At 64.6% G+C, this 24502-nt stretch carries 20 protein-coding genes; 11 read left to right on the top strand and 9 right to left on the bottom strand.

Going from position 1 to position 24502, the window contains the following annotated elements; genetic code table 11:
• Positions 1 to 65 precede the first annotated feature (65 nt).
• A complete protein-coding gene (locus tag ACREC7_RS01540) occupies positions 66 to 848 on the bottom strand; it encodes a 3-deoxy-manno-octulosonate cytidylyltransferase (RefSeq protein ID WP_431553925.1) in 783 nt (260 codons plus the stop codon).
• A gap of 148 nt (positions 849 to 996) precedes the next feature.
• Between ACREC7_RS01540 and ACREC7_RS01545 the strand changes: the two genes are divergently transcribed.
• From ACREC7_RS01545 to ACREC7_RS01585, 9 genes are all read left to right on the top strand, one after another.
• Positions 997 to 2385, top strand: a complete 1389-nt coding sequence (locus ACREC7_RS01545; protein ID WP_431553926.1) for a c-type cytochrome — start codon at positions 997 to 999, stop codon at positions 2383 to 2385.
• A 191-nt stretch (positions 2386 to 2576) separates the two neighbouring features.
• Positions 2577 to 4436 carry an extracellular solute-binding protein gene (locus ACREC7_RS01550; protein ID WP_431553927.1) on the top strand — a complete coding sequence of 620 codons (1860 nt, stop codon included), beginning with the start codon at positions 2577 to 2579 and terminating at the stop codon, positions 4434 to 4436.
• 11 nt (positions 4437 to 4447) lie between these two features.
• Complete coding sequence (locus tag ACREC7_RS01555; RefSeq protein ID WP_431553928.1) at positions 4448 to 6406, top strand: extracellular solute-binding protein; 1959 nt, start codon at positions 4448 to 4450, stop codon at positions 6404 to 6406.
• Positions 6407 to 6531: 125 nt separating this feature from the next.
• Positions 6532 to 7644, top strand: coding sequence for a microcin C ABC transporter permease YejB (locus tag ACREC7_RS01560; RefSeq protein ID WP_431553929.1), 1113 nt, complete (start codon positions 6532 to 6534; stop codon positions 7642 to 7644).
• 3 nt (positions 7645 to 7647) lie between these two features.
• A complete protein-coding gene (locus ACREC7_RS01565; RefSeq protein ID WP_431553930.1) occupies positions 7648 to 8811 on the top strand; it encodes an ABC transporter permease in 1164 nt (387 codons plus the stop codon).
• 9 nt (positions 8812 to 8820) lie between these two features.
• A complete protein-coding gene (locus tag ACREC7_RS01570) occupies positions 8821 to 9744 on the top strand; it encodes a cation diffusion facilitator family transporter (protein WP_431553931.1) in 924 nt (307 codons plus the stop codon).
• A gap of 17 nt (positions 9745 to 9761) precedes the next feature.
• Positions 9762 to 10007 (top strand): hypothetical protein, encoded by a 246-nt coding sequence (locus ACREC7_RS01575; RefSeq protein ID WP_431553932.1) that lies wholly within the window; start codon positions 9762 to 9764, stop codon positions 10005 to 10007.
• Positions 10008 to 10019: 12 nt separating this feature from the next.
• The gene (locus ACREC7_RS01580) at positions 10020 to 10526 is read left to right on the top strand and encodes a type II toxin-antitoxin system VapC family toxin (protein WP_431553933.1); all 507 of its coding nucleotides are present in this window, start codon (positions 10020 to 10022) and stop codon (positions 10524 to 10526) included.
• Positions 10523 to 12154 carry an ABC transporter ATP-binding protein gene (locus tag ACREC7_RS01585; RefSeq protein ID WP_431553934.1) on the top strand — a complete coding sequence of 544 codons (1632 nt, stop codon included), beginning with the start codon at positions 10523 to 10525 and terminating at the stop codon, positions 12152 to 12154. Before ACREC7_RS01580 ends, ACREC7_RS01585 begins: the two co-directional genes overlap by 4 nt.
• A gap of 282 nt (positions 12155 to 12436) precedes the next feature.
• Here the strand turns inward: ACREC7_RS01585 and ACREC7_RS01590 are convergent, their stop codons facing one another.
• On the bottom strand, positions 12437 to 13318 hold the full coding sequence (locus ACREC7_RS01590; protein WP_431553935.1) for an NlpC/P60 family protein: 882 nt from the start codon (positions 13316 to 13318) through the stop codon (positions 12437 to 12439).
• Positions 13315 to 14733, bottom strand: coding sequence for a leucyl aminopeptidase family protein (locus tag ACREC7_RS01595; protein WP_431553936.1), 1419 nt, complete (start codon positions 14731 to 14733; stop codon positions 13315 to 13317). The genes ACREC7_RS01590 and ACREC7_RS01595 overlap by 4 nt, the downstream gene beginning before the upstream one ends.
• An 84-nt stretch (positions 14734 to 14817) precedes the next feature.
• Here ACREC7_RS01595 and ACREC7_RS01600 point away from each other — a divergent pair, with 84 nt between their 5' ends.
• Entirely contained in the window at positions 14818 to 15486 is a 669-nt protein-coding gene (locus ACREC7_RS01600) for a glutathione S-transferase family protein (protein ID WP_431553937.1), read from the top strand.
• Between the two features lie 10 nt (positions 15487 to 15496).
• On the opposite strand, the gene ACREC7_RS01605 is transcribed toward ACREC7_RS01600, so the two are convergent.
• Together ACREC7_RS01605 and rimO are read right to left on the bottom strand one after the other, a co-directional pair.
• The gene (locus ACREC7_RS01605; protein WP_424390799.1) at positions 15497 to 15637 is read right to left on the bottom strand and encodes a Flp family type IVb pilin; all 141 of its coding nucleotides are present in this window, start codon (positions 15635 to 15637) and stop codon (positions 15497 to 15499) included.
• Positions 15638 to 15773: 136 nt separating this feature from the next.
• Positions 15774 to 17174, bottom strand: a complete 1401-nt coding sequence (gene rimO, locus ACREC7_RS01610; RefSeq protein WP_431553938.1) for a 30S ribosomal protein S12 methylthiotransferase RimO — start codon at positions 17172 to 17174, stop codon at positions 15774 to 15776.
• Between the two features lie 77 nt (positions 17175 to 17251).
• Here rimO and ACREC7_RS01615 point away from each other — a divergent pair, with 77 nt between their 5' ends.
• A complete protein-coding gene (locus tag ACREC7_RS01615) occupies positions 17252 to 18835 on the top strand; it encodes a hypothetical protein (protein WP_431553939.1) in 1584 nt (527 codons plus the stop codon).
• 66 nt (positions 18836 to 18901) lie between these two features.
• Here the strand turns inward: ACREC7_RS01615 and ACREC7_RS01620 are convergent, their stop codons facing one another.
• The 4 genes from ACREC7_RS01620 to ACREC7_RS01635 all read right to left on the bottom strand — a co-directional run bounded on the left by ACREC7_RS01620 (position 18902) and on the right by ACREC7_RS01635 (position 24413).
• Positions 18902 to 19693 carry a glycoside hydrolase family 25 protein gene (locus ACREC7_RS01620; RefSeq protein ID WP_431553940.1) on the bottom strand — a complete coding sequence of 264 codons (792 nt, stop codon included), beginning with the start codon at positions 19691 to 19693 and terminating at the stop codon, positions 18902 to 18904.
• A 117-nt stretch (positions 19694 to 19810) separates the two neighbouring features.
• On the bottom strand, positions 19811 to 22048 hold the full coding sequence (locus ACREC7_RS01625) for an AsmA family protein (RefSeq protein ID WP_431553941.1): 2238 nt from the start codon (positions 22046 to 22048) through the stop codon (positions 19811 to 19813).
• Between the two features lie 212 nt (positions 22049 to 22260).
• Positions 22261 to 23367: a DUF1513 domain-containing protein gene (locus ACREC7_RS01630; protein ID WP_431553942.1), complete on the bottom strand. Its 1107-nt coding sequence runs from the start codon at positions 23365 to 23367 to the stop codon at positions 22261 to 22263.
• 2 nt (positions 23368 to 23369) lie between these two features.
• Positions 23370 to 24413 (bottom strand): imelysin family protein, encoded by a 1044-nt coding sequence (locus tag ACREC7_RS01635; RefSeq protein WP_431553943.1) that lies wholly within the window; start codon positions 24411 to 24413, stop codon positions 23370 to 23372.
• Positions 24414 to 24502 lie beyond the last annotated feature (89 nt).

A 24502-nucleotide genomic window follows, 5' to 3' on the forward strand; every position in this document is an offset into this window, starting at 1 on the left:
CCCTCACCCGGCGCGTTCCGCGCCGACCTCTCCCCGAGGGGAGAGGTGAAGCGAGGCTTGGACGACTAGCCCCCTCTCCCCTTGGGGAGAGGGTTGGGGTGAGGGGGAGAATCACTTCGAACGCCAAGCAGCTGACGCGCCCGGGCGAGGTCGGCGGGAGTATCGACACCGAGCGGTACGGTGTCAACGAGGGCGACGTGGATGCGCATCCCGGCTTCCAGCGCCCGAAGCTGCTCGAGCTTCTCGCGGGTCTCGAGCGGCGACGGCGGCAAGGACACGAAACGGGCAAGCGCCGCGCGCCGATAAGCATAGATGCCGATGTGATGGTAAAGCGGCCCGTCGCCGTAAGGCACCGTGGCCCTGGTGAAGTAGAGCGCGCGCAAGGCCCGCGGACCGAGCGGCGAGCCGACGACCTTCACCACGTTGGGGTCGGTGCGCTCCTCCACCCGCGCGATCGTCGCGGCGATGGTGCCGATATCCGCGGCACTGTCATCGAGCGCGCCGAGACAGGCACGGACCAGCCGTGGATCGAGCGTCGGCAAGTCTCCCTGCAGATTGACGATGGTCTCGATCTCAGCTTCCGGATCGATCCTGGAGACGGCCTCGAAAATCCGGTCCGAGCCGCTCATGTGATCGGGGCGCGTTATCAGCGCTTCGCCGCCGGCGAGCCGCACCGCCTCGCAGATGGCCTCGTCGTCGGCGACCACCACCACGGGGCCGCATTTGGCCTCGACGGCTCGGCGCCAGACATGGACGATCATGGGCTCGCCGGCGATGTCGGCGAGAGGCTTGTCCGGCAACCTTGTCGCCTTTAGCCTTGCCGGAATGACGATCAGATTGGGGGCCATTTGGGTCAGATAACACGGAGATTGTGGTCTCGCGACATCTTGGCAGGGCTAAATGCCTCGGCTACAACAGCCGCCTACGCCGAGTACTCTCATTTTCCGTAGCAAGAACTTCGAAAACTAGCCTCTGCATCCGGGGGGAAAATCGACCATGAAGCATTACCGCCTGAACCAGATCGCCATGGCCGTGCTCGGCGCTCTGCTGCTCATTTTCGGCACAAAAACGCTCATCAACATCGCCTTTGAGGAGCACGAGCCTGAGAAGCCTGGTTTTGAGGTTGCCACCAAGCAAGGGGAGAAGGCTGGGGAGAAACCGGCGCCCGCCCCTGGCAGCGACCTCCCGGCGCTGCTCGCCAAGGCCGACGTGGCCGAGGGTGAGACAACCGCTGCGATCTGCAAGGCGTGCCACGCCTTAGAGGCCGGCGCCCCGAGCCCGATCGGCCCCAATCTGCATAACGTGGTCGGGCGCAAGATCGCCTCGGTCGAGGGCTTCAACTATTCGCCGGCACTGAAGGCCAAGGCCGGAGAGGTTTGGTCCTACGAGAATCTCAACCACTGGATCACCAACCCGCAAGCCTTTGCCGCTGGCACGATCATGGCTTTCCCGGGCCTGCCCGACGGGCAGCAAAGAGCCGACGTGATCATGTTCTTGCGCAGCAAGACCGAAAACCCGCCGCCACTGCCTGAAGTCGTCGCCGCCAAGGAGGCGCCGGCAGCCGAAGGAGCGAAGCCGGCTGAAGGCGCCGCGAAGCCTGGCGGCGAGGCAGCCCCAGGGGCTGAGATCCTTCCCGCTTTGGCCAAGGCGGACCCGAAGAAAGGCGAAGCAAGCGTCGCACTGTGCAAGGTTTGCCACGCGTTCGATAAAGGGGCGCCAAGCCCGATCGGCCCCAATCTTTTTGGAGTCGTCGGACGCAAGATCGCATCGCTCGAGGGCTTCAACTATTCGCCGGCACTGAAGGCCAAGGCAAGCGAGGGCGATTGGACCTTCGAGCATCTCGACCTCTGGCTCACCAATCCGCAGGCCTATGCCCCGGGAACCATCATGGCGTTCCCAGGCATTCCGGATCTCAAAACCCGCGCCGACGTGATCGACTTCCTGCGCACCAAGTCCGACAGCCCGGCTCCCTTGCCCGAGGCGGCACCCGCCGCGGCTCCGGCCCCGGCAGCCGAGGAAAAGCCGGCCGAAACGCCGGCGGCGCCGGCGGCGGAAGTGAAGCCGGCCGAGGCGCCTGCAGCTCCCGCGGCCGAGGAGAAACCCGCCGAGGCTCCTGCCGCTCCCGCCGCCGAGGAGAAGCCGGCCGAGACTCCTGCCGCTCCCGCCACCGAGGAGGCTCCGGCCGAAACGCCGGCTCCAGCACCTGATGCGGATTTTTCGGAGCCCTCCACCGCTCGTCAGCCTCAGGCAGTCGTCCCTGGTGAGGAGCCAGCCGGGGAAGCGGCCCCGGCGCCTGAGGAAGCTCCCGCGTCAGCTGCTGATTTCTCCGAGCCGTCGACCGAAAGGCAACCGCAGCCTGCTTATCCCGACGGCGAGCCGCAGTAGTTCGACAATTCGATCCTCCCCCGCGCTCCAAGCGGGGGAGGATCAACATGAGCGATAATTCATGGAGGGCTCGGCTGGCCCCATGCTAAGAGGCCCCGAGGGGCTCAGGCCCGGTCCTTAGACCTACAATCCCGATCAATGCAGCCCGTCGCGGGCAGGCAACGGATCAACGTCAAGCGTAAGCGCCCGCCATGATGCTTCGCCGCTTTCTCCTCCCTTTCGTCCTTGTCAGCCTCCTCACCCTTCCGGCGCGCGCGCAGGAAGGGCCGCAACCGCAGCATCGCCATGCCCTCTCGCTGATCGGCACGCCGAAATACCCGGCGGACTTTCAGCATTTCGACTATGTGAACCCGGACGCGCCGAAGGGCGGCGTCGTGCGCATGGCCGATATCGGCTCCTTCGATAGTCTGAACCCGATCCTCTACAAGGGAGAGGCCGCCGGGGGTCTCGGCCTCCTCTACGAGGCCCTCATGGCCGACAGCCTCGAGGAGGCGTCCACCTCCTACGGCCTGATCGCCGAATGGGCGTCTCATCCGCCAGACTTCTCCTCGGTGACCTTCAAGCTCCGCGACGAAGCGCACTGGAATGACGGAACGCCGATCACGCCCGGGGACGTCGTCTACAGCCTCGAAGTGAACAAGGCTGCCAACCCACGCATGGCGCTCTACTACAAGAACGTGGCCAAGGCTGAGCAGACCGGGCCGAACCAGGTGACCTTCACCTTCGACGTCAAGGGCAATCGCGAGCTGCCGATGATCATGGGCCAGCTCACCATCCTGCCCAAGCATTACTGGACGGGGAAAGACGCATCCGGCAATCAGCGCGACCCGTTGAAGACGACGCTCGAGCCGCCGCTCGGCTCGGGTCCCTACCGCATCAAGCAGGTGACCCCGGGCCGCACCATCGCCTACGAGCGCGTGCCCAACTATTGGGGCAAGGATCTGCCGGTGAATCGCGGCCAGTGGAACTTCGACGAGATCCGCTTCGACTATTACCGCGACGAGACGGTCGCCTTCGAGAGCTTCAAGGCGGGCAATCTCGACTATCACCAGGAGATAAGCGCCAAGAACTGGGCGACGGCCTACGATTTCGCCGCGGTCCGCGATGGATGGGTGAAGCGCCAAGAGGTCCCGATCAAGAGTGCGCAGCCCATGCAGTGCTTCGTGCTCAATATCCGCCGGCCGCAATTCCAAGACCGCCGCGTGCGGCAGGCCTTCAACCTCGCCTACGACTTCGAATGGGCGAACAAGAATTTGTTCTACGGGCAATATGCCCGCGTCGGCAGCTTCTTCCAGGGGAGCGAGCTCGCGGCGCCCCTCGCGCTCCCGCAAGGACGCGAGCTCGAGATCCTGAACGAGGTGAAGGATCAGGTGCCTCCGGAAGTGTTCACCGAGGTGCACAAAAATCCGGTGAACGGCAATTCCGACGACATGCGCGGCAATCTGCGCAAAGCCGTGCAGCTCCTGAAAGAGGCGGGTTACGAGGTGAAGGACGGCGTGCTGGTCGACAGCAAGACCGGGCGGCCCTTCACCGTCGAGTTCCTGCTGGTCTCGCCGCTGTTCGAGCGCATCGTGCAGCCCTATATCGGCAACCTTGCGCGGCTCGGCATCAAGGGCAGCTTGCGCATGGTGGACAGCGCCCAATACACGCGACGCCTGAACGGCTTCGACTATGACATCGTGGTCGGCAATTTCGGCCAGTCGGAGTCGCCGGGCAACGAGCAGCGAGACTTCTGGGGCTCCGAAGCAGCGGGGCGTGAAGGCAGCCGCAACCTGATCGGCATCAAGGACCCGGCCGTAGACAAGCTGGTCGACCACGTGATCTTCGCCAAGAACCGCGAGGAGCTGGTTGCAGCCACCAACGCGCTCGACCGCGTGCTGCTGTGGAACGACTTCGTGGTGCCGCAATGGTACGCACCGGTGGTGCGCATCGCTTTTTGGGACCGCTACGGCCAGCCCGCGATCCTGCCAGGCCTCACCCCCGGCTTCACGCAAGTGTGGTGGTTCGACAAGGAGATGGCCGCCAAGCTGCCTGGAGCCTCCAAGCTTTGACGGCGCGGCCGATGCTTCGCGCGCTCGCTGTCGGCGCCGTTTGTGCCGGCGCCCTCCACATCACGGCAGGCGCCTGTCAGGCGGAGGCAAAGCATGGGCTTTCGTCTTTCGGCGATCTCGCCTACCCCGCCGACTTCCAGCACTTCGCCTATGCCAATCCCGACGCGCCGAAGGGAGGCACCTTCACGCTCGTCGGCTGGGGCGGCGTCACCACCTTCGATAGCCTCAACAACTACATTCTCAAGGGCGACGCGGCGCAGGGACTGGAGCTTCTGTTCGATTCGCTGATGGCGCGGGCGGCGGACGAGCCCGATGCGGTCTATGGCCTCGTCGCCAAAAGCGCCGAAATTGCGCCGGACGGCATGTCGGTGACCTTCGAGCTTCGCCCCGAAGCGAAGTTCAACGACGGAAGCTCCCTCACCGCCCACGATGTGGTGTTCTCCTTCGAAGCACTCAAGACCAAGGGCCATCCGCTCTACGGGCAAATGCTCGCCGACGTGGTGAAGGCGGAAGCGCTCGATCCGCATAGCGTGCGCTACAGCTTCAAGGGCACGCTCACACGCGATCTGCCGCTCACCGTGGCCGGTCTGCCGATCCTCTCCAAGGCCTATTACGCGACGCGCGACTTCGCCCAGACCACGCTCGATCCGCCACTCGGCTCAGGCCCCTATGTGGTCGGCGACTTGAAGCAGGGCCGCACCATCGCCTACAAGCGCAACCCCAATTATTGGGCCAAGGATCTGCCGGTCAATCGCGGGCGCTGGAACTTCGACGAGATCCGCTTCGAATATTTCCGCGACCGCACCGCCGGCATGGAGGCCTTCAAGGCCGGCACCTACGACTTCCGCGAGGAGTTCACCTCAAAGGTCTGGGCCACGGAATACGATTTCCCGGCGATCCGCGCCGGCAAGGTGAAGAAGGACGTGCTGCCCGACGAGACGCCCTCGGGCACGCAAGGCTACTTCCTCAACACGCGGCGCGAGCAGCTGAAAGACCCGCTGGTGCGAAAGGCGCTCGACTTAGCCTTCGATTTCGAATGGACCAACCGCAATCTGTTCTACGCGCTCTACACCCGCACCCAGAGCTTCTTCGAAAATTCCACCATGAAGGCGGAAGGCGCGCCGTCGCCGGCCGAGAAAAGCTTGCTTGAAAGTCTTGGCGCGCCGGTCTCCCCTGAGGCGCTCGGCCCTGCCTACCTCCCGCCAAAGACCGACGGCTCCGGCAACATTCGCAACCAGCTCGAGGAGGCCGGCAAGCTTCTCGATCAGGCCGGCTGGACCGTCAAGGACGGCAAGCGGGTGAACGACAAGGGCGAGCAGATGAAGCTCGAGATCCTGAATTTCGAGCCAGCCTTCGAGCGGGTCACGGCGCCCTTCGTCAAGAATTTGCAGTTGCTCGGCATCGACGCCTCGATGCGCATGGTCGATCCGGCGCAGTATCAGCGCCGGTTGAAGAGCTTCGACTTCGACATCACCACCGAACGCTACCAGATGCGCAACACGCCTGGCGTGGAGCTGCGCAGCTATTTCGGCTCCGACGCGGCCTCAATGGACGGATCGCTCAACCTCGCCGGCATCTCCGATCCAGCCGTCGACGCTCTGGTCGAGCGGGTGATCGCGGCGAAGAGCCGAGAGGAGCTTGAGACCGCGGCGCGTGCGCTCGACCGCGCGCTGCGCGCCGGACACTATTGGGTGCCGCATTGGTACAAGGCCTCGAACACGATCGCCTATTGGGACAAGTTCTCCCGGCCGGAAACCAAGCCGCGCTTCGACCGCGGCATCCTCGACACCTGGTGGTATGACGCGGCCAAGGCCGCCAAGCTGGCCACCGCGGCCGACGCCAAAACTTCCGACACGGAAGGCGGCAGCGCGCCCCGCCGCTCTTCCCCGGTCGCACTGATCTTCGGCACGCTGCTCGCGCTCGGCTTCGCCGGTTACGCGCTGATCAGGTTCCTCCGCCGCAAGCGGTAGGACGCCCCCGGACCGGGCCTGCGGCATACCGGCTTCTCCCAGGTGAGAGAGGGTGGTATCGGCGGCCGAAAGCTGCGAAACTCCCCGCGAATCTCAGCAAAAAAAGGGCCTCGCTCGGTACCAGCATGACTGCCTATATCCTGCGCCGGCTTCTGCTCATCGTGCCGACCATGATCGGCATCATGCTCGTGACCTTCGTCGTCGTGCAGTTCGCGCCAGGCGGCCCGGTCGAGCGGCTGATCGCGCAGCTCACCGGCACCGATGTCGGCGCCACGGCGAGATTCAGCGGCGGCGGCGGCGATTTCGGCGTCGGGCGGCCGCCAGGCGGCACGCCTGGCGACATATCGGCGCCGTCAAAATATCGCGGCGCGCAAGGTCTCGACCCTGAATTCGTCAAGAGCCTGGAGAAGCAGTTCGGCTTCGACAAGCCGGCCTATGAACGCTTCGGAATGCTGATGTGGAACTATTTCCGCTTCGATTTCGGCCAGAGCTATTTCCGCGATACCAGCGTGCTCAAGCTGATCGGCGAACGGTTACCGGTGTCGATCTCGCTCGGGCTGTGGATGACGCTCATCTCCTACGCCATCTCGATTCCGCTCGGTATCCGCAAGGCGGTGCAGGACGGCTCGCGCTTCGACGTGTGGACGAGCACGGTGATCGTCATCGGCTACGCCATTCCCGGCTTCCTGTTCGCCGTGTTCCTCATCGTGCTGTTCGCCGGCGGCTCGTTCTGGAACATCTTCCCGTTGCGCGGGCTGACCTCGGAAAATTGGGCGCAATTGTCCTGGCCCGACAAGATCCTCGATTATCTGTGGCATCTGGTGTTGCCGATGATCGCCATGTCGCTCTCGGCCTTCGCCACGCTCACCTTCCTCACCAAGAACTCGTTCCTCGAGGAAATCCGCAAGCAATACGTCACCACGGCGCACGCCAAGGGCCTGACCGATCACCAGGTGCTGTACGGGCATGTGTTCCGCAACGCCATGCTGATCGTCATCTCTGGCTTCCCCGGCGCCTTTATCAGCGCCTTCTTCGCCGGCTCCATCGTGATCGAGACCATCTTCTCGATCGAGGGGCTAGGATTGCTCGGCTTCGAATCGATCGTGAACCGCGACTATCCCGTGGTGTTCGCCACCGTCTACATCTTCTCGCTGATGGGACTCGTCATCAATCTCGTCTCCGACCTCACCTATACCTGGGTCGATCCGCGCATCGATTTCGAGACGCGCGAGGTTTAGTCGATGGATATACCCACCGACGCCGCAATCATCGACGAGGCCACCATCGCCGACCTTCCGGGGCGGCGGTTCGTGCTGTCGGCGCTCAATCAGCGGCGCTGGCAGACCTTCAAGGCGCATAGACGCGGCTACTGGTCTTTGTGGATCTTCCTCATCCTGTTCGTGGTCAGCCTGTTCGCCGAGTTCATCGCCAACGACAGGCCGCTGATTGTGAGATACGACGGCCAGTATTACTTCCCGGTGTTCAAGTCCTATCCGGAGACCGCCTTCGGCGGCATCTTCGAGACCGAAGCCGTCTATCGCGACCCTGCGGTCAAGGAGATGATCATGCAGAAGGACGGCTGGGTCCTGTGGCCGCCGATCCCCTTCTCCTACGACACGCCGAACAAGAACCCGCCAATGGCCTTCCCGGTGAAACCGACCTGGATGCTGACCAAGGAGGATTGCGAGGCGGCGATCAAGGGCGGATTCCACCCTTGCAATGCCGAGCTCGAATGGAACTGGCTCGGCACCGACGATCAGGGGCGTGACGTGGTCGCCCGGGTGATCTACGGCTTCCGCATCTCGGTGCTGTTTGGTCTGGTGCTGACTTTCTTCGCCTCGCTCATCGGCGTGATGGCGGGGGCGGTGCAGGGCTTTTTCGGCGGCTGGACCGATCTTTTGTTCCAGCGCTTCATCGAGATCTGGACCTCGGTGCCGCAGCTCTATCTCTTGATCATCATCGCCGCCGTGATTGAGCCGAATTTCTGGATCCTGCTCGGCATCCTGCTCGCCTTCTCCTGGGTGGCGCTGGTTGGCCTGGTCCGCGCCGAATTCTTGCGCGCCCGCAATTTCGAATATGTCACGGCGGCACGAGCGCTCGGCCTCTCCAATCCGAGGATCATCTTCAAGCATCTCCTGCCCAACGCTATGGTGGCGACGCTCACCTTCATGCCGTTCATTCTGAACGGCTCGATCGGCACGCTGACCTCGCTCGACTTTCTCGGCTTCGGTCTGCCTGCCGGCTCCCCATCGCTCGGTGAACTGCTCGCCCAAGGCAAGGATAATCTGCAGGCCCCTTGGCTCGGGCTCACGGCCTTCTTCGTCATCGGCGTCATGCTGAGCCTCCTGATCTTCATCGGCGAGGCGGTGCGCGACGCGCTTGACCCGCGCAAATCCTTCGGCTGAGGAGTAACGATGCACGGCTCCCATAACCACGCCCCCGGGCAAGCCCACAGCCACCGCCGTGATACCAACGAGCGGCGCATGGGGCTTGCTGCGCTCATCACCGGGCTCTTCATGTTCGTCGAGGTTGCCGGAGGCATCCTGTCAGGGTCGCTCGCGCTCTTGGCCGATGCCGGCCACATGCTCACCGATTTGGGCTCGCTGACATTGGCCTGGTTCGGGTTTCGCCTCGCACGCCGGCCCGCCGACTGGAAGCGGACCTATGGTTTCGATCGCTTCCAGGTGCTCGTCGCCTTCGCCAACGGCCTCGCGCTCTTCGCCATCGCGGCCTGGATCGTGCTCGAGGCTGTCGAGCGCCTCAACCAGCCGCAGCCCGTGGCCGGCGGAATCATGATGGTGGTGGGCGCGGCCGGCCTCGTCGTGAACCTGGTCGCCTTTGGCTTGTTGCATGGCGCGGACCGCGAGAACCTCAATGTCAAAAGCGCAGCCATCCACGTGCTCGGCGATCTCCTCGGCTCCGTGGCGGCTCTCGCTGCCGGCGCCGTGATCTTCCTCACCGGCTGGACGCCCATCGATCCTTTGCTTTCGATCCTCGTCGCCGTCATCGTGCTCAGGAGCGGCTGGAAGGTCGTGGAAGCCTCAGGCCATATCCTGCTCGAAGGGGCACCGCACGAATTGGACACGCGCAACATCGAACCAGACCTTGTCGCCAACGTCCCCGGCGTCACCGGGGTGCACCATGTGCATGTGTGGTCGATCACCCAGGAGCGGCAGATGGTGACACTGCATGCCTGCGTCGAGGACGGTCTCGAAGGGGACCGCATGGTGAAGGCCATCAAGCAGCGGCTGCATGCGCGCTTTGGGCTGGATCACGCCACGGTCGAGATCGAGCACGGCATCTGCGCCGATGCTGCGAGCGAGAAGCAGAACGCCTGATGTGCTAGAGTGCAGCCATGAACAAGATCGTGAAAGAGCATTATCCCGCGGCCAAGTTGCCGGTCGAGCTACGCGAGGGCATCGATCCTGGCGGGCATGTCACCGTGACGGTGGTCGAAGAGGAGAAGCCCCACAAGCACCTGAGGACTCTGGAAGAGATTTGGGAGGAAGCGGACAGGCTGATACGAGAAGGACAAATTCAACCTGTGACAACGGAAGAAGCTGTCGCACGTATCAGAGCATTGCGCGATGAGTGGGACTAGCGCCCTCCCACCATGCGCATCTACCTCGACACGAATGTGTTCGTCACCGCAGTCGAGCACACTGGCGAGCTGAGTGAGCTTGCGAAGGCAGTCATTGAGGCAGGCAAAATTCACCCCGGTTTGTTGGTAACAAGCGAGCTGACTTTGGCCGAACTATTGGTGAAGCCCTTTCAGCTTGCGCGTGACGGTATCGTTTTGCCAAGAGACACAGAAAATCCGATCATGTTGACGCCGGGCACCGTTGCCGCCATCTATGCCGACCTTGTCGAACAGCGCCCGGGATTAGATGTGATCGCTGTGGATCGCAGCATACTCATTCTAGCAGCGTTCCATCGAGCCGAAGAGCCGAGAACCAAATTGCCTGACGCGATCCATCTTGCAACCGCTGAACAGAGCGCTTGTACCGTCGTTGTGACCGGCGATCGAAAGCTGAAGCCATCAGCGCAGCATGTTTTCGAGCGCGTCGATCTAAAGATTGCTGACCTGAAGCGACTCCTGGATGAGGTCGCATCGCGATGACAGCGCCACTCGTCAACGTCGAGGACCTGGCCGTCGATTTTCGTGGCGGCGGAGGCAAGCTCGTCCACGCCGTGAGGAAGGTGTCCTTCGACATCGGCAAGGCCGAGACCGTGGCGTTGGTCGGCGAGTCTGGCTCGGGCAAGACGGTCACCGCGCTCTCCATCCTGCGCCTCCTCCCTTACCCCGCCGCCTCGCATCCCTCAGGCGTCATCAGATTCAAGGACGAGGATTTGATGGCGCTGCCGCTCGACGGATTGCGCCATGTCCGCGGTAATCAAATTTCCATGATTTTTCAAGAGCCTATGACCTCGCTCAACCCGCTTCACACCATCGAGCAGCAGATCGGCGAAGTGCTCAAGATCCATCGCGGCCTTTCCAACAGCGCGGCCCAGGCGCGCGTGCTCGATCTCCTCGACAAGGTCGGCATCGAGGACCCGAAAGGCCGCCTCGCCTCCTATCCGCATCAGCTCTCCGGCGGTCAGCGGCAGCGGGTGATGATCGCCATGGCGCTCGCCAACGAGCCAGACCTGCTGATCGCCGATGAGCCGACCACGGCCCTCGACGTGACCATCCAGGCGCAGATCCTCGACCTGCTGCTCAAGCTCAAATCGGAATTCAACATGGCCATGCTGCTCATCACCCACGATCTCGGCATCGTGCGCAAAATGGCCGACCGGGTGTGCGTGATGACCAATGGCGAGATCGTGGAGCGCGGTACCGCGCACGACATCTTCACCTCGCCGCAGCATCCCTATACCAAGCATCTGCTTGCCTCGGAGCCAAAAGGCTCGCCCCCCGCCGCTAATGCCAAAGCGCCGATCATCCTCGAGGCCAAGGATTTGAAGGTGTGGTTTCCCATCAAGCGCGGCTTCATGCGGCACACGGTCGGCCACATCAAGGCCGTCGACGGCATCGATTTGGCCGTGAAGGAAGGGCAGACGCTCGGCGTTGTCGGCGAGTCCGGCTCCGGCAAGACGACGCTCGGCTTGGCCCTGCTCAGGCTAGTGTCGAGCGAAGGGCCGATCGTCTATCTCGGCAATCGCATCGACGGTTACGACTCAAAGCGCATGCGGCCGCTCCGCCGCGACATGCAGATCGTGTTCCAGGATCCTTACGGCTCGCTTTCTCCCCGCCTCTCCGTCGGGCAGATCATCGAGGAAGGCCTGCTGATCCAGAAGCCTGGCATGGATCGCACCGAGCGGCGGGCGCGCGTCTCGCGGGCGCTGAAAGAGGTCGGGCTCGATCCCGCCTGCCAGGACCGCTACCCGCATGAGTTCTCCGGCGGTCAGCGCCAGCGCATCGCTATCGCCCGGGCGCTGGTGCTCGAGCCGAAATTCCTCATTCTCGACGAGCCGACATCGGCGCTCGACGTATCGGTGCAGGCGCAGATCGTCGATCTCCTGCGCGACCTGCAGAAGCGCTACAAGCTTGCCTACCTCTTCATCAGCCACGATCTCAAGGTGGTGCGGGCGCTGGCCAATAACATCATCGTTCTGCGTCACGGCAAGGTGGTGGAGCAAGGCCCGGCGCGCACGGTGTTCACCAAGCCCAAGACCGACTACACCAAGGCTCTGCTCGCCGCCGCCTTCGAGCTTGAAGCGACGCGGAGCAGCTTGGTCGCGACATAGAGAACCACGTCATTGCCGGGCTTGACCCGGCAATCCATTCCACTCGCGCTCCGATTTGCTGAGGCGTAACGGCATGGATGCCCGGATCAGGTCCGGGCATGACGAAGGTGCGTGTGTGATTGCTGCGAAGCGGAACTCTGCATCCGCCCTGCGCGTTGGTCATGCAGATCAACGAACGAAGGAAACGCATCATGCGCGGCATTCTGCTCTGGCTGATCGGCATCCCGATCCCGATCATCATTCTGCTCTGGCTGTTCGGCGTGCTGCACTAGCGTGACGACGCTAGCGCACCATGCCTGACAAGCCAGCCGGGCGCCTCACGCCGATAATCTCGCCACCTTTCGCCGCGGCGATGCGCCCGCGGGCTTCGGCCAGAGGCTCTTCCACCACCATCATCTGATAGGCGCTCGCATGAACGAGGTCTCGCCCGCTCGTCATGATGCCGACATGGCCGTCCCAGAACACAAGGTCGCCGCGAGTGAATGCGCCGCCGCCTTGCCAGTCGAGCGGGCGGCCTATTTCCCTCGCCTGCATGTCGGCGTCGCGCGGGCAAGGAAGCCCGGCCGCCTCGCTGGCGAGCTGCACCAGGCCTGAGCAATCGACGCCGAGGCTGGTGCGCCCGCCCCACAAATAGGGCGTGCCGCGAAAGCCAAGCGCCACATCGACGAAATCGCGCGCCGGCTTGTCCAGCTTGCGCACATGCGCGGCGATGACGAAGCCGCCCGACTTGAGCGCCAGGAATCTGCCCTCATCGCCCGCTACCGAGAGAAGCGCATTCAGGCTCAACAGCGCGAGCGGCGGCGTCTTGATGTCGGGGCTCGCATAGACATAGGTGCGTAATGCGGCGACTCGATGGGTCGGCGTCCCGACCGCGGAGGTCAGGCCCTCGCTCGGCAGGTAGCCGACATAGGCGTCGCGCGAGAGCTGCACCCAGGCCCAGCCCTCGCTCTCGTCGAACAAAGTGAGGGTCTCGCCAAACAACGCTTCGGTATCGAGGATCGCATCGAAGCGCGGCTCGCGGCGCAAGGGGAGCGCCGGCACCTCGACCTGGCGGCGTACTCCCTCAACGTAGCACGGCGCGACCACCTGGCCGCGCAGGGACTCAGCGGCCAAGCTTGCGCGATAGGCGTGGCGGCGCGGGTCTAGCAGCACGCCGCTGGTCACGGCCCGAATTCTTTGCGGAAATAAGCGAACAGCGCGCGAGCCCCTTGCGGCTCGCCGCCCTGCGGCCGTCCAGGCTGCTCGCGCGGCACCCAGCCGAAAATGTCGAGATGAGCAAAGCGCTTGGCGTCGGTGACGAAGCGCTTCAGGAACAGCGCGGCGATGACCGAGCCGGCATGGGAGCCCTCGGCGATGTGGTTCACATCGGCGATGTTGCTCTTGATGAGCTTGTCGTAGGGCGCCCAGAGCGGCATGCGCCAGAGCGGATCGCCGACGCTTAAGCCACTCGCGAGCAACCCCGCCGCCAATTCCTCATCGTTGGTGTAGAGCGGCGGCAGGTCGGGGCCAAGCGCCACGCGAGCGGCGCCGGTCAGCGTGGCGATGGTGATGAGATAGTCCGGCGCCTCCTCGTCGGCGAGACTCAGCGCATCGGCGAGCACGAGCCTGCCTTCCGCGTCGGTGTTGCCGATCTCCACCGTCATGCCGTTCCGGCTGCGCAGCACGTCGCCAGGCCTGAAGGCGTTGCCTGCGATCGAATTATCGGCGGCGGGGATCAGCACGCGCAAGCGCAATGGAAGCTTCGACTGCATGACGAGATGGGCGAAGGTGAGCGAAGCGGCGGCCCCTCCCATGTCCTTTTTCATCAGCGCCATGGCGCTTCCAGGCTTGATGTCGAGCCCGCCGGTGTCGAAGCAGATGCCCTTGCCGACGATGGTGACTTTTGGGGCCCGCTCCGAGCCCCAGCGCAGATCGATCAGCCGCGGCGACCGGTCGCTCGCCCGGCCGACGGCGTGGATCATGGGAAAATTGTCGGAAAGCAGGCTCGATCCTTCTGTCACCTTGATGGAGGCGCCATGCTCGGTGCCGATCTCGCGAGCCGCGGCTTCGAGCTCGGCAGGGCCGAAATCGTTGGCCGGGATGTTGATGAGGTCGCGGCCGAAATAGAGCGCCTCGGCGAGTGCCAGCACCGCCGCCCGCTCCACGCCGTCCGGCAGCGCCAGCCGCTTAGGCTTGCCGTTGTTCTCGGTCTTGTAGCGGCCGAAGCGGTAGGAGCCGGCAAGCCAGGCAAGCGTCGCCAATTCGGGATCGGGAAGCTTCGAGGCGAAGCGATAATCGCCGGGAGGGAGCGCGCCCGGCAGCGCGCCGGGAAGCAGCGGCGAATGTTCAGCCCAATCCTCGCCGTCGGTGCCGAGCAGTGCGCCGGCGATGCCGCCGCTTTCATCGGGCAGGAGCAGGACGGCGCCTGGTTTCGGCGACCAGCCGCGCGCTTCGAGCCAGTTGCGCTGGACTGCGGTCAGCGCTTTCAGTTGCGCATCGTCCTTGGCGGCGACGAACCAGATCGGAAGGGCCTCGCTTCCCCGCTCGAGCAGCAGCTCTCCCAAGTCACGGCGCGATCTCGGCAAGGTTCTGGTCGACATGGAGCAACGATCGGAACGGGGCTTGATGGCGGGCCGCATTAATGGCAGGGGTGCGCCACAATGACAATGGCGCAAGGCGGGATCATGTCCGGGCACGGCTACACTCTCTTCATCGGCGACAAGAACCTCTCCTCCTGGAGCCTGAGGCCCTGGATCGCCATGAAGCATTGCGGCATCCCCTTCGCCGAGGAACGCATCCGCTTGCGCCAGCCTGAGAGCAGGGAAGCGATCTTGCGTCATTCTCCTTCGGGCAAGGTTCCGGCGCTCAAGGCGAACGGGCTGGTCGTGTTCGACAGCCTCGCCATTCTCGAATATCTCGCCGAGCGCCATCCAGAGCTGCACCTATGGCCGCGCGAGGTCGAAGCCCGCGCTCGCGCGCGCTCGATCTCGGCCGAGATGCATTCGGGCTTCGTCACCCTGCGCAACGATATGTCCATGGACTTGCTTGCGCGGCTGCCGGCCCCGCCGTTAAGCGAGGAGCTTGCCAGCGACATCGGCCGCGTCGTGGCGATCTGGCGCGAGACTCGGGCGAAGTATGGTGCGGGCGGCCCCTTCCTATTCGGCGCCTTTACCTCAGCCGACGCCATGTATGCGCCGGTGGCGACCCGCTTCCGCACCTACGGCGTGGATCTCGCTGCCTTCGGCGACGACGGCACCGCCGCTTCCTATGCCGAGACCCTGCTTGCACTGCCCGAGATGGCCGAGTGGACGGAAGGCGCCGAGGCCGAGATCAGGTCGCGGAAGGCGGGCTGACGAAAAGCCCTCAGAGCGCCGTGGTCAGCGCGCCGCCGAGCTGGGCGAGCACGGCCACAAGTGCCAAAGCGAGACCGGCGGCGATGACGCCATACTCGACCGCGCGATTGTCGGCGTCGTTTTTCGAGAACAACTGGACCAATCGGTTCATCACGCCCTCCCCGCGCGACCGTCCGAACCGGGCGTGTCGCGCGCACCGGGAGATATGGTGGCGAAGACCGGCTAGCGGCGGGTAAATCGCTGCGGAAATTTCCTGCTTGGCTTAACAAAAGGTTGCCGGACGGCCTTTAGGCGCGGGCGCGTTCTGGCGTTTGCCGGGCAGCCTTCTGGACAACGGTGCCCCACAGATCGTATTCGTCGGATGCTTCGATCGCGACGCGCGCCCGGTCGCCGGCGCTCAAGCCCGCCTCGCCGTTGAGGTAGACATTGCCGTCGATCTCAGGCGCGTCCCAGGCCGAACGGGCAATAGCGCCCTCGGTATCGACTTCATCGACGATGATCTCGATGGTCTTGCCAACCCGTTCGGCAAGCACGCCGGCGCTGATCGCCTGCTGATGCTGCATCAGCCGCGCGTAACGCTCCTCCTTCAATTCTTGCGGCACCTGGCCGGGAAGAGCGTTGGAAGCGGCGCCGTCGACATCCTCATATTTGAAGCAGCCGACGCGGGCGAGCCGCGCTTCGGTCAGCCAATCGAGCAGAAGTCCGAAGTCCTCTTCGCTCTCGCCGGGGAAGCCGACGATGAAGGTCGAGCGGATGGCAAGATCCGGGCAGGCCCTCCGCCAGGAACGAATGCGATCCAGAGTCTTCTCCTGATGCGCCGGCCGCCGCATGGCCTTGAGCACGCGCGGGCTTGCATGCTGGAACGGGATGTCGAGATAAGGCAGCACGCGCCCCTCGGCCATCAGCTTCAGGACCCGATCGACATGGGGATAGGGGTAGACGTAATGCAGCCGCACCCAGGCGCCGAGACTGCCAAGCGCTTCGGCCAGGCTCAGGAACCGCGCCTCGCGCTCCTCGCCGCGCCAGGCGCTTTTGGCATAGCCAATGTCGAGACCATAGGCGCTCGTGTCCTGGGAGATGACGAGCAGCTCCTTGACGCCCGCCGCCACCAGCCTTTCGGCCTCGCGCATCACATCGCCGATCGGCCGGCTGGCGAGCCGCCCGCGCAAATGTGGGATGATGCAGAAGCTGCATTTGTTGTTGCAGCCCTCCGAGATCTTCAAATAGGCGTAGTGGCGGGGCGTCAGCCTGATGCCTTGCGGCGGCAAGAGATCGAGGAAGGGATCGTGCGGGCGCGGCACGGCCTTATGCACCTCCTCCACCACAGCCTCATATTGATGAGGGCCGGTGATGGCGAGCACGCCGGGATGCGCCGCGCGGATGCGGTCCTGCTCGACGCCAAGGCAGCCGGTGACGATGACCTTGCCGTTCTCTGCCAGGGCCTCGCCGATGGCCGCAAGCGACTCCTCCTTGGCGCTGTTGAGAAAACCGCAGGTGTTCACCACCACGGCGTCGGCGCCCTGATAGCTCGCCGACAGCTCGTAGCCCTCGGCGCGGAGCTTGGTGATGATGCGCTCGGAATCCACCAGCGCCTTGGGGCAGCCCAAACTGACGAATCCGATCTTCGGACCACTTCGTGGTGTGGATCCTCTTGAAGGTGATTTCTTCTTTGGGACGGGTTTCGGCATGGGCGCCCTTATAGGCAAGCGCGGGACGCTTGTCTGCCGGCGTGTATAAAGACCACGAGCGGGCGATGAAGGGCGGGATGAAGAAGCTTGCCGGCCAAATGCTGACGACCAGGGGGGTGGTAGCCTTCTGGCTGCTCTGGTGCTTGGCCTTCGTGCTCATGCTCTGGGCCGCTTCGCCGGGGCGCACCCTGCAGGACGCGCTCGCCGCCGAACTCCTGCAAGGCCATCTCGCCGGAGGCTATCAGCTCCGCAACCCGCCGCTCTATGAATGGCTGCTGTGGACAGTCCGGCAGTTCGTAGGTCCTGGCCCGCTGTCTTACCTCATCCTGCGCTACAGCCTGATTGCAGCCACCGGCATTCTGTTCACCCTGGCGCTCCTCCGCATGGTCGCGAGTGCGCGCCTTGCCGCCGCCTTTTCCCTCTCGCTCGTGCTGTTCTTCTGGTTCGGCTGGGAAATCCATCACAGCGTCTCCCACACGCTCGCGCTGCTCGCAAGCTCTCTCGCCCTGTTCATCGCAGCCCTCGCCTATGCCGAGCGGCTCACGGCGCGGCTGGCGCTCCTCCTCGGCCTCGTCGCCGGCGTTGGGCTCATGGCCAAATGGAGCTTCCTGCTCGTGGTCTTGAGCCTTGGCGTGGCGCTCGCCGTTACACCGGAGACGCGGAGGATCTATCGGGAGCCGCGCACACTGCTCGCGCTCGCCGGCGCAGCGCTGCCGATCCTGCCTTTCGCGCTGTGGCTCGCCACGATCGATCCCGCTCTCATCGGCCGCCGCACCGTGCCTTCAGGCCGCGAGCTGTCGCTTGACCAGGCGGTTCAGGGCATCGCCGCCTTCCTCACCGGCATCCCGCTCGTGTTTCTGCCGTGGATCGCCTTCGTGCTGTTCTTCGCCTGGCGGTTCCCGAAGACGCCGCCGTCGCCGCCGACGCTGTCTCACGCGGTAGCCATCAGGCTCGCGAGCCTCACGGCGATCGCGACGCTGGCGCTGATGGCCGCACTGCTGCTCGTCGCGTTTACAACGAGCGGCGCACTTTTCGGCATCAGCCGGTTCGCCATCCACTACCTCTTCCCGTTCTCTCTGTTCGCCGCGCTCGCGCTCGCCGGCCTCCTCGCGCAACGCGTGGAGGAACAGCGTTTTGCCCAGAGGCTGGCAATCCTTTCGCTCGCCGTGGCTCTCGTCATCTTTGTCGTCAAGCTCGCGAGCTTCCATGTGGTGCCGGGACGATCGGAAGCGACCAACCTCCTCCCTTACGCGCGGCTCGCCGACGAGCTCTCGCGGCGCGGCCTCGGCACCGCGCAATTCGTGACGCTGTCGCCGCGCGATGCCGGCAATCTCGCCATCTATCTGACTGCGGCGCGGGCGCTGTCGTTGAGCGCGAGGATCGAGCCTCCGCCGGCTGATCCCGTGCCCGATCGCGCTTGCGTGCTGTTATGGGGCGGGGAATATTCCGTGCCGCCGGCTGAGCCGCCAGAGCCCAATCCGTCACCGAGCAAGCTGTTAAAGCCGCTCGGCTTGGGCCAAAGCGGAGGGCAAGCTGAAGCAATCACCGTGGACTGGCCGAAGCCGCTGATCGGGGTACAGCGGCGGTCGGTCTGGCATCTGCTTCGTGGGGCAAGCGTCGAGGACGTGTGCCGCAGAGTGGCGGCCAAAGGCATGCTCTAGCCGTTCATTGTCATGCCCGCGCAGGCGGGCATCCAGTAACCATCGCCGGCGGAAGTTTAGTGAGTCTCAATTCGTGTTGCCCGCCGATTGCTTTGGTGCCCGCGCCGGTAGCACCTGAAGCCAATCTTTCGGCGTGCCGTTGAACACGTTGCGATCGACCGGCTTGTCGATGCCGGGCACGGAGCCTGTGGTGGTGAACTGCCAGAACAGCCAAGGCCGGTTCCGGTAGATCTCCTTCGGCTCGGCGGCGACGGAGCGCAGCCAGAAATTGTAGCCGGGCAGCTCGCCGTCCAGCACCTCGCGGTGAAACGCGACATCGGTATAGATGATCGGGCGCTTGCCGGTGTGCGCCTCCATGACCTCGAGCATGATTTTGACCTTCTCGAGCGCGAGATTGGCCGGGATCCGTTTCGGGCACGAGCGCGAATGGCCGTTCCATTCGAGATCGAGCACCGGCGGCAGCGCATCGGGATCGTCCGGCACGTTGAGGATGAACCACAGCGCCTGCTCGTTGGCGGGGCGGCACCAGAACACCATGTGGTAAGCGCCGCGCGGGATTCCTGCGCGCTTGGCGGCCTGCCAGTTCTGGGCAAATTTCGGGTCGAGATAGTCGCCGCCTTCGGTGGCCTTGATGAAGGCGAATTGCGTGCCGGAGGCGCGCACCTTGTTCCAGTCGATGTCGCCCTGCCAATTGGAGACGTCGACGCCCTGCACCGGCATGGTATGGGCGCGGGCCACGCCGTCATGGGGGGCGTCGTCGGCAACGTGGGGCTGGCGCGCCACGACGCCGCTGCCCGCGCCGGCGGAGACGGCAACGCACAAGCCCATAACGGCAACGCCGCGCAGCGCAACGAACATGAACGACGACCCCCGGGCCCCTCGCGGAACTCGTTCGAACTTGACTCAGCTGTCAGAATTGGCCGGAAGGGTTAAGATTTCGCACGGCTCTAGGAGGCCCCAAGGAGGGTCGAGGGCTCAGCGCAGGATGTTGTCGAGGTCGGGGTCGCGACCCTGATCGCTCTCCTCCGGCGGCGCCTCCTCATCGGGCTCTTCCTGGTTTGCCGGCGGCTTGGCGTTTTGCCCGCCACCGCCATTGCCGCGCTCGTTGCCGACGCGCACGCCGCCAAGGATCCGGCCGATGGCTTCGCCCACCGGCTTGCCCTTGAGCTTCTTCTGCAGCACGTCGCCGATCTGGTTGATGGTCTTCGACGCCTGCTCGGGGTTCGAGAACATGCTCTTGATCTCGGGCTTGAAGGTCGGACGGTCGAACGGCCCCTCGATGCGAACCGGGATGGAGAGGCCGGCGAGCGAATTCGCTCCGCCTTTGCCTTCAGGTCCGGCAACGATCTCAGGCTGAGTGAGGAAATCGAGGCTGCTCGTCACCACGTCGACGGTGCCGCGCCCGGTGACTTTGAGCAGCGGGCTCGTCATCTCGAGGTCGTGGGTCTCGGCAACGCCGCTCGCGATGTTGAAGCTGCCGCCGAGCGAGCTGAACGTGGTCTTGGCGCCTGGGCCCTGCTCCAGATTCGGCATCTGGCCCGCGCCTACGCCCTGGATCAGTTCGGTCAGATTGATGCCTTCGATCGAGCCGTCGCTGATCTCGATGCTGCCCTGCCCGGCAAGCGAATGTTTCATTTCATCTTCGCTGCCGCCGGTGCCGCTCAGTTGCAGAGCCACTTTGGCTTTGCCGGCGAGCAGATTGAACCCTGCCGCGCCGTTGAGCAGCGGCTGCGCCGACACGCCGTCGAGCGAGAGATTGCCGGCAAAGGTCGGGATCGGCTTTGAGGCATCGAGGGTGAACTTGCCGCTGCCCTGCCCGTCATAGAGCTGCATGCCGGCCAAGGTGGCGTCGAGCACGCCGTCGCGCAACGTCAGGCTGACCGAGCTCGGTCCGATGGTCATCTGCGAGATCTTGGTCTCGTGCACATTGACATTGACATCGGCGTCGAAGGCCGCCGGCGTGACGTTCGGGGCGGCGGCCCGATCTGCCGTGGGAGAGGGGGCTTCCGGCGATTGGGCGGTCTCTCCCTGCGCCTCGCCGCTCCGGGTCGTGGCGCGCTCATTGTCGCCTTTCTCTCCGGCGCCGGTCGAAGCCCCCGGCTCGGCAGGGGCTGCGCTGTCCGACGCGGGCTGGGCCGGCTCGGATGCCGCTTGCCGCGCTGCCTGGGCGCCGCTGGACGCGAGCAGCGGGTTGAGGTCGAGCGTTTCGAGCGCGAGCGCGGCGCGGAGATGCGGCCTCGGGCTCTTCAGCGTGACGACCGCTTGGCCTTGCCCGGTCGCATGGCTCAGCGCAAAGCGCGCCTGAGTGAAGGAGATCTCCCCGGGCTGCCAGGTGATGTGGCTCGACAGCTCGCCGCTACCGACCGCCGTCTCGGTGGCCGGCTGCTTGCGCAGCCAGGCGAGCAGCGACGGCACCGACTGCGACTTGGCGGTGAGGTCGCCTTCGGCGGAGAAGGCGGGCTTGGTTGCGACAGTGCCGCCGAAATTGGCGTCGATGGCGTCGGTATCGAGCGCAAGCTCGAGCCTTGCCGAACGCGTCTCGAGATCGGCTGGCGAGGTCAGCTTGAGGTCGAAGCCGACGCGCAAGCCCTTCCAGTCGAAGTCGCCCTTGGCGGTGAGCGGGTCGACGAGATGGGGCAGGCTCAAATTGGCGTTGATCTTTTCGATACGCCGCTCGGCCCCGTTCTCGTCGTAGATGATGCGGACCGTGCCGTCCTCGATCTCAACGTCATCGAGCCTGATGTCGTGGCGGGTGGCGGCGAACGCGGCACCAGCGGCGATGATAGGGAGCTGCGCCGCGGCGTGCTTCTCAGGCCGCGAGCCGGCGTCGCCCTGCTGCTCCTTGCCCGATTGCGGCTTGAGCCGCACGGTGAACACCGGGCGCTCCATGACCACGCGCTTGGCATCGACCTCGCGGCTGAACAGTTGGCCGAAGCTCACATCAAGCGCAAGCCGCGCCACTTTCAGATCCGCCCCTGCCCGGTTCTCAGGATCGACGATCTCGACATCGGTGAGAACGATATGCGGGCTCGGCATGAGCAGGACCGAGCTTGAGCCATTGACAGTCAGCTCGCGGCCGGTCTGCTCCTTGACGCGCGCCGCCACCCGATCGCGCACCGCAGTGGCCGATATGAGCAGGTTGAAGGCGACCAGGGCGAGCACCAGAAGGGCTACGACGCCCGCGCCGATTTTGAGCAGCAGTTTCATTCGCATCAGGCTCAATCCGCCGAGAGAGCGGACCCAAACTGCGGCAATGTCATGCCGGGAACGCGCGCCCCACTTCCCGTCTATGTAGGTGCCGAAGCGGATGACGTGAATGGCCGGCAGCAACGCTTAGCCATGACGCGGGGTCGCGGGGCCGAGCTTAGTCCGAGAAATAAGGTGAGAATAGGCCCTCGCCCTGCGTTTAGCGGTAGCAGTGGCTCTTAGCGCACCAGGATAGCGTGATTGTCCCATTCGTAAGGCGAAGAGCGGCGGTCCTCATCGGGCGCGTCGGTCACATCGGTCTCGACCAGCCAGCCCTGCCCGCTGGTCAGGAGGAAGCTTGCTCTGTGCCTGGTGGGCGCGATGCCGCAGCCGTCACTCAGCTCGCAAGAGCCTAGAAACCGCCGGCCGGCCACGTCCCAATAGGTGATCAGGCCGCCTTTCGGCGCCGAGGCCGCGACAATAGTGCCGCCTGAGTCGGCCGACACCGAGCCGACATAGTTCTTGAGCGCGGTCTGTGTGTCGGCGGGCGCCGGCACGATCACCAGCCGCTCGCCACGCCGGTGAAAGCCGAGCAGCGGCGGTGCATCGGCCTCAGGCCCGCGATATTGGCAGCCAAACACCACCGTATCGCTCGCGGCAAGCGCCAGGTGACGGATGGAAAGCTGGTGCAGCTCGGGGGCGAGCGTGTGCTCCTCGAGAAGATCGCCGGTGGCAAGATCGACATAGACGAGCGACGGCTTCATGTCGGGAAGGTTCAGCTCGTCTCCGCCGGAGTCGGGGTGGGTTTTGATGCCGCCATTGGCGATCACCATGGTTCGGCCGTCGGCGAGCAGCGCCACGTCATGCGGCTCCATGCCGCGCGCCGGGAACTCGCCGATCTGGCGATAACCGTCGGTCGCGTCGCGCACGCCGATAATGCCTTGCGCGTTCTGGTAGTCGTTCTCGGTGGTGTACAGCAGCCTGCCGTCGGCCGAGTAGACGCCATGGCCGAAGAAATGCCGGTCTGGCTTCGAATTGAACCAGACTGGTTGCCGCCCGTCGGTCGGCACGGCGACGCCGAAGCGGCCCGGCCTGCGAGCAAAGGCCACCCATTCGCCTGAGCCTGGGCGAAGCGCGATGTCATGGCCTCGTTCAGGAAGCTCGATCGCGCGGACATCGCCGCCATCGAGTGAGAACAATGCCGCGGAATAGGTGCCGCGATCGTCGCGGCGCGCGGCGGCGAACAATTCTTCGCTGCGAGCGGCCTTTGCCCCGTGCCAAGGGAGCGCGAGACAAGCGGCGCTCGATGCCGCGCCGATGAGCAGCTCACGGCGGTCGACCATCATGTTCAGTCTCCGTCCATGGCATTGAAACCGAAAGTGAGACCGGCGCCGCGCGAGATCATGTCTCCGGCGGTGGTGGCGGCAGCCTTCAATGATACGCGCAAGGCTTCGAGCTTGGCGCGGATGTCCTCGTCGTGCACGGCTTGCGTGATCGGCTTGTCCAGCCCACGCAACACCTCGATGGCGTGGTTGAGGTCGAAGACGATCGAATCCTCCACGCCAGCGGTGTCGTCATGCACCACTTGGGCGAAGCCGCCTTTGGCGAACAGCTCGCGCACGCTCAGAAGATTGTCCGCCATGTTGGCGAAGCTCAGGCCGCTCCGCCAGAAGGGGGCAAGCTGCGGTCTTGCCTGCTCCGGCTTGGGGCCCAGAGCCTTCGCCATCTTCTGATCGCGCACCAATTCGATACCGGTGGCGAAGGTCTTGAACAGCTCGAGCGTCACCTCTTTTTGTGTATGGTAGGCGCTGTTGGCGGGACCCGGATCGAGATAGGCCTTGGTGTAAGCCGCGCCATCCTGCCAGCCTGCGGCGATGTCCTTGGCCATGCCGGCAACATTGCCGGCGATGATCTCGGCGAAGCGGCAGCGGAAGGTAGCTGCGCCACCGCCCTTCGCCAGCGTGCCGGCGTCGTCGCCATAGAGCAGATATTCGAGCGCCGGCAGGCCTTGCAGCGCGACGCTCTTGCCGGAGAGCGACGCGGCTTCGGTCACGCTCTGGTCCTGCCTGCCGAGCGCCTCGCGCATCTGGCGCGTCCCGAGGCCCTTGGGGTCGGGCCAATAGAAGATGCGCTCGTAGCGATGCTGTTCGGCCACGGGACCGAAGCGGATGGGTTCGACCAGGCTCCAGGCTTCCACCGTGGCAGCGAAGGCGTTCTGCGTATCTCTCAGCGCCGAGGCTGACGGCGTTCGGCAAAGAGCCGCGACCGATTGGTTCAGGGCCTCCGTGCTGTCGGCGAGATGCGCGTAGCCAGGCCTGATGTACTGCTCGAGCGAGGCCTTGGCGATGACAGCGTGATCCGCCTCGGCCTGGACCGGGGTATCCGCGCTCAAACAGAGAATCGCAACAATTACTGCGTGGGCAATGTTTCGCCCCCTCCCCCCTTGTGGGGGAGGGTAGGGAGGGGGGTCAGAAGCGAGGA

This window comes from Methyloceanibacter sp. (assembly GCF_050728395.1).
Taxonomy (GTDB): Bacteria; Pseudomonadota; Alphaproteobacteria; order Rhizobiales; family Methyloligellaceae; genus Methyloceanibacter.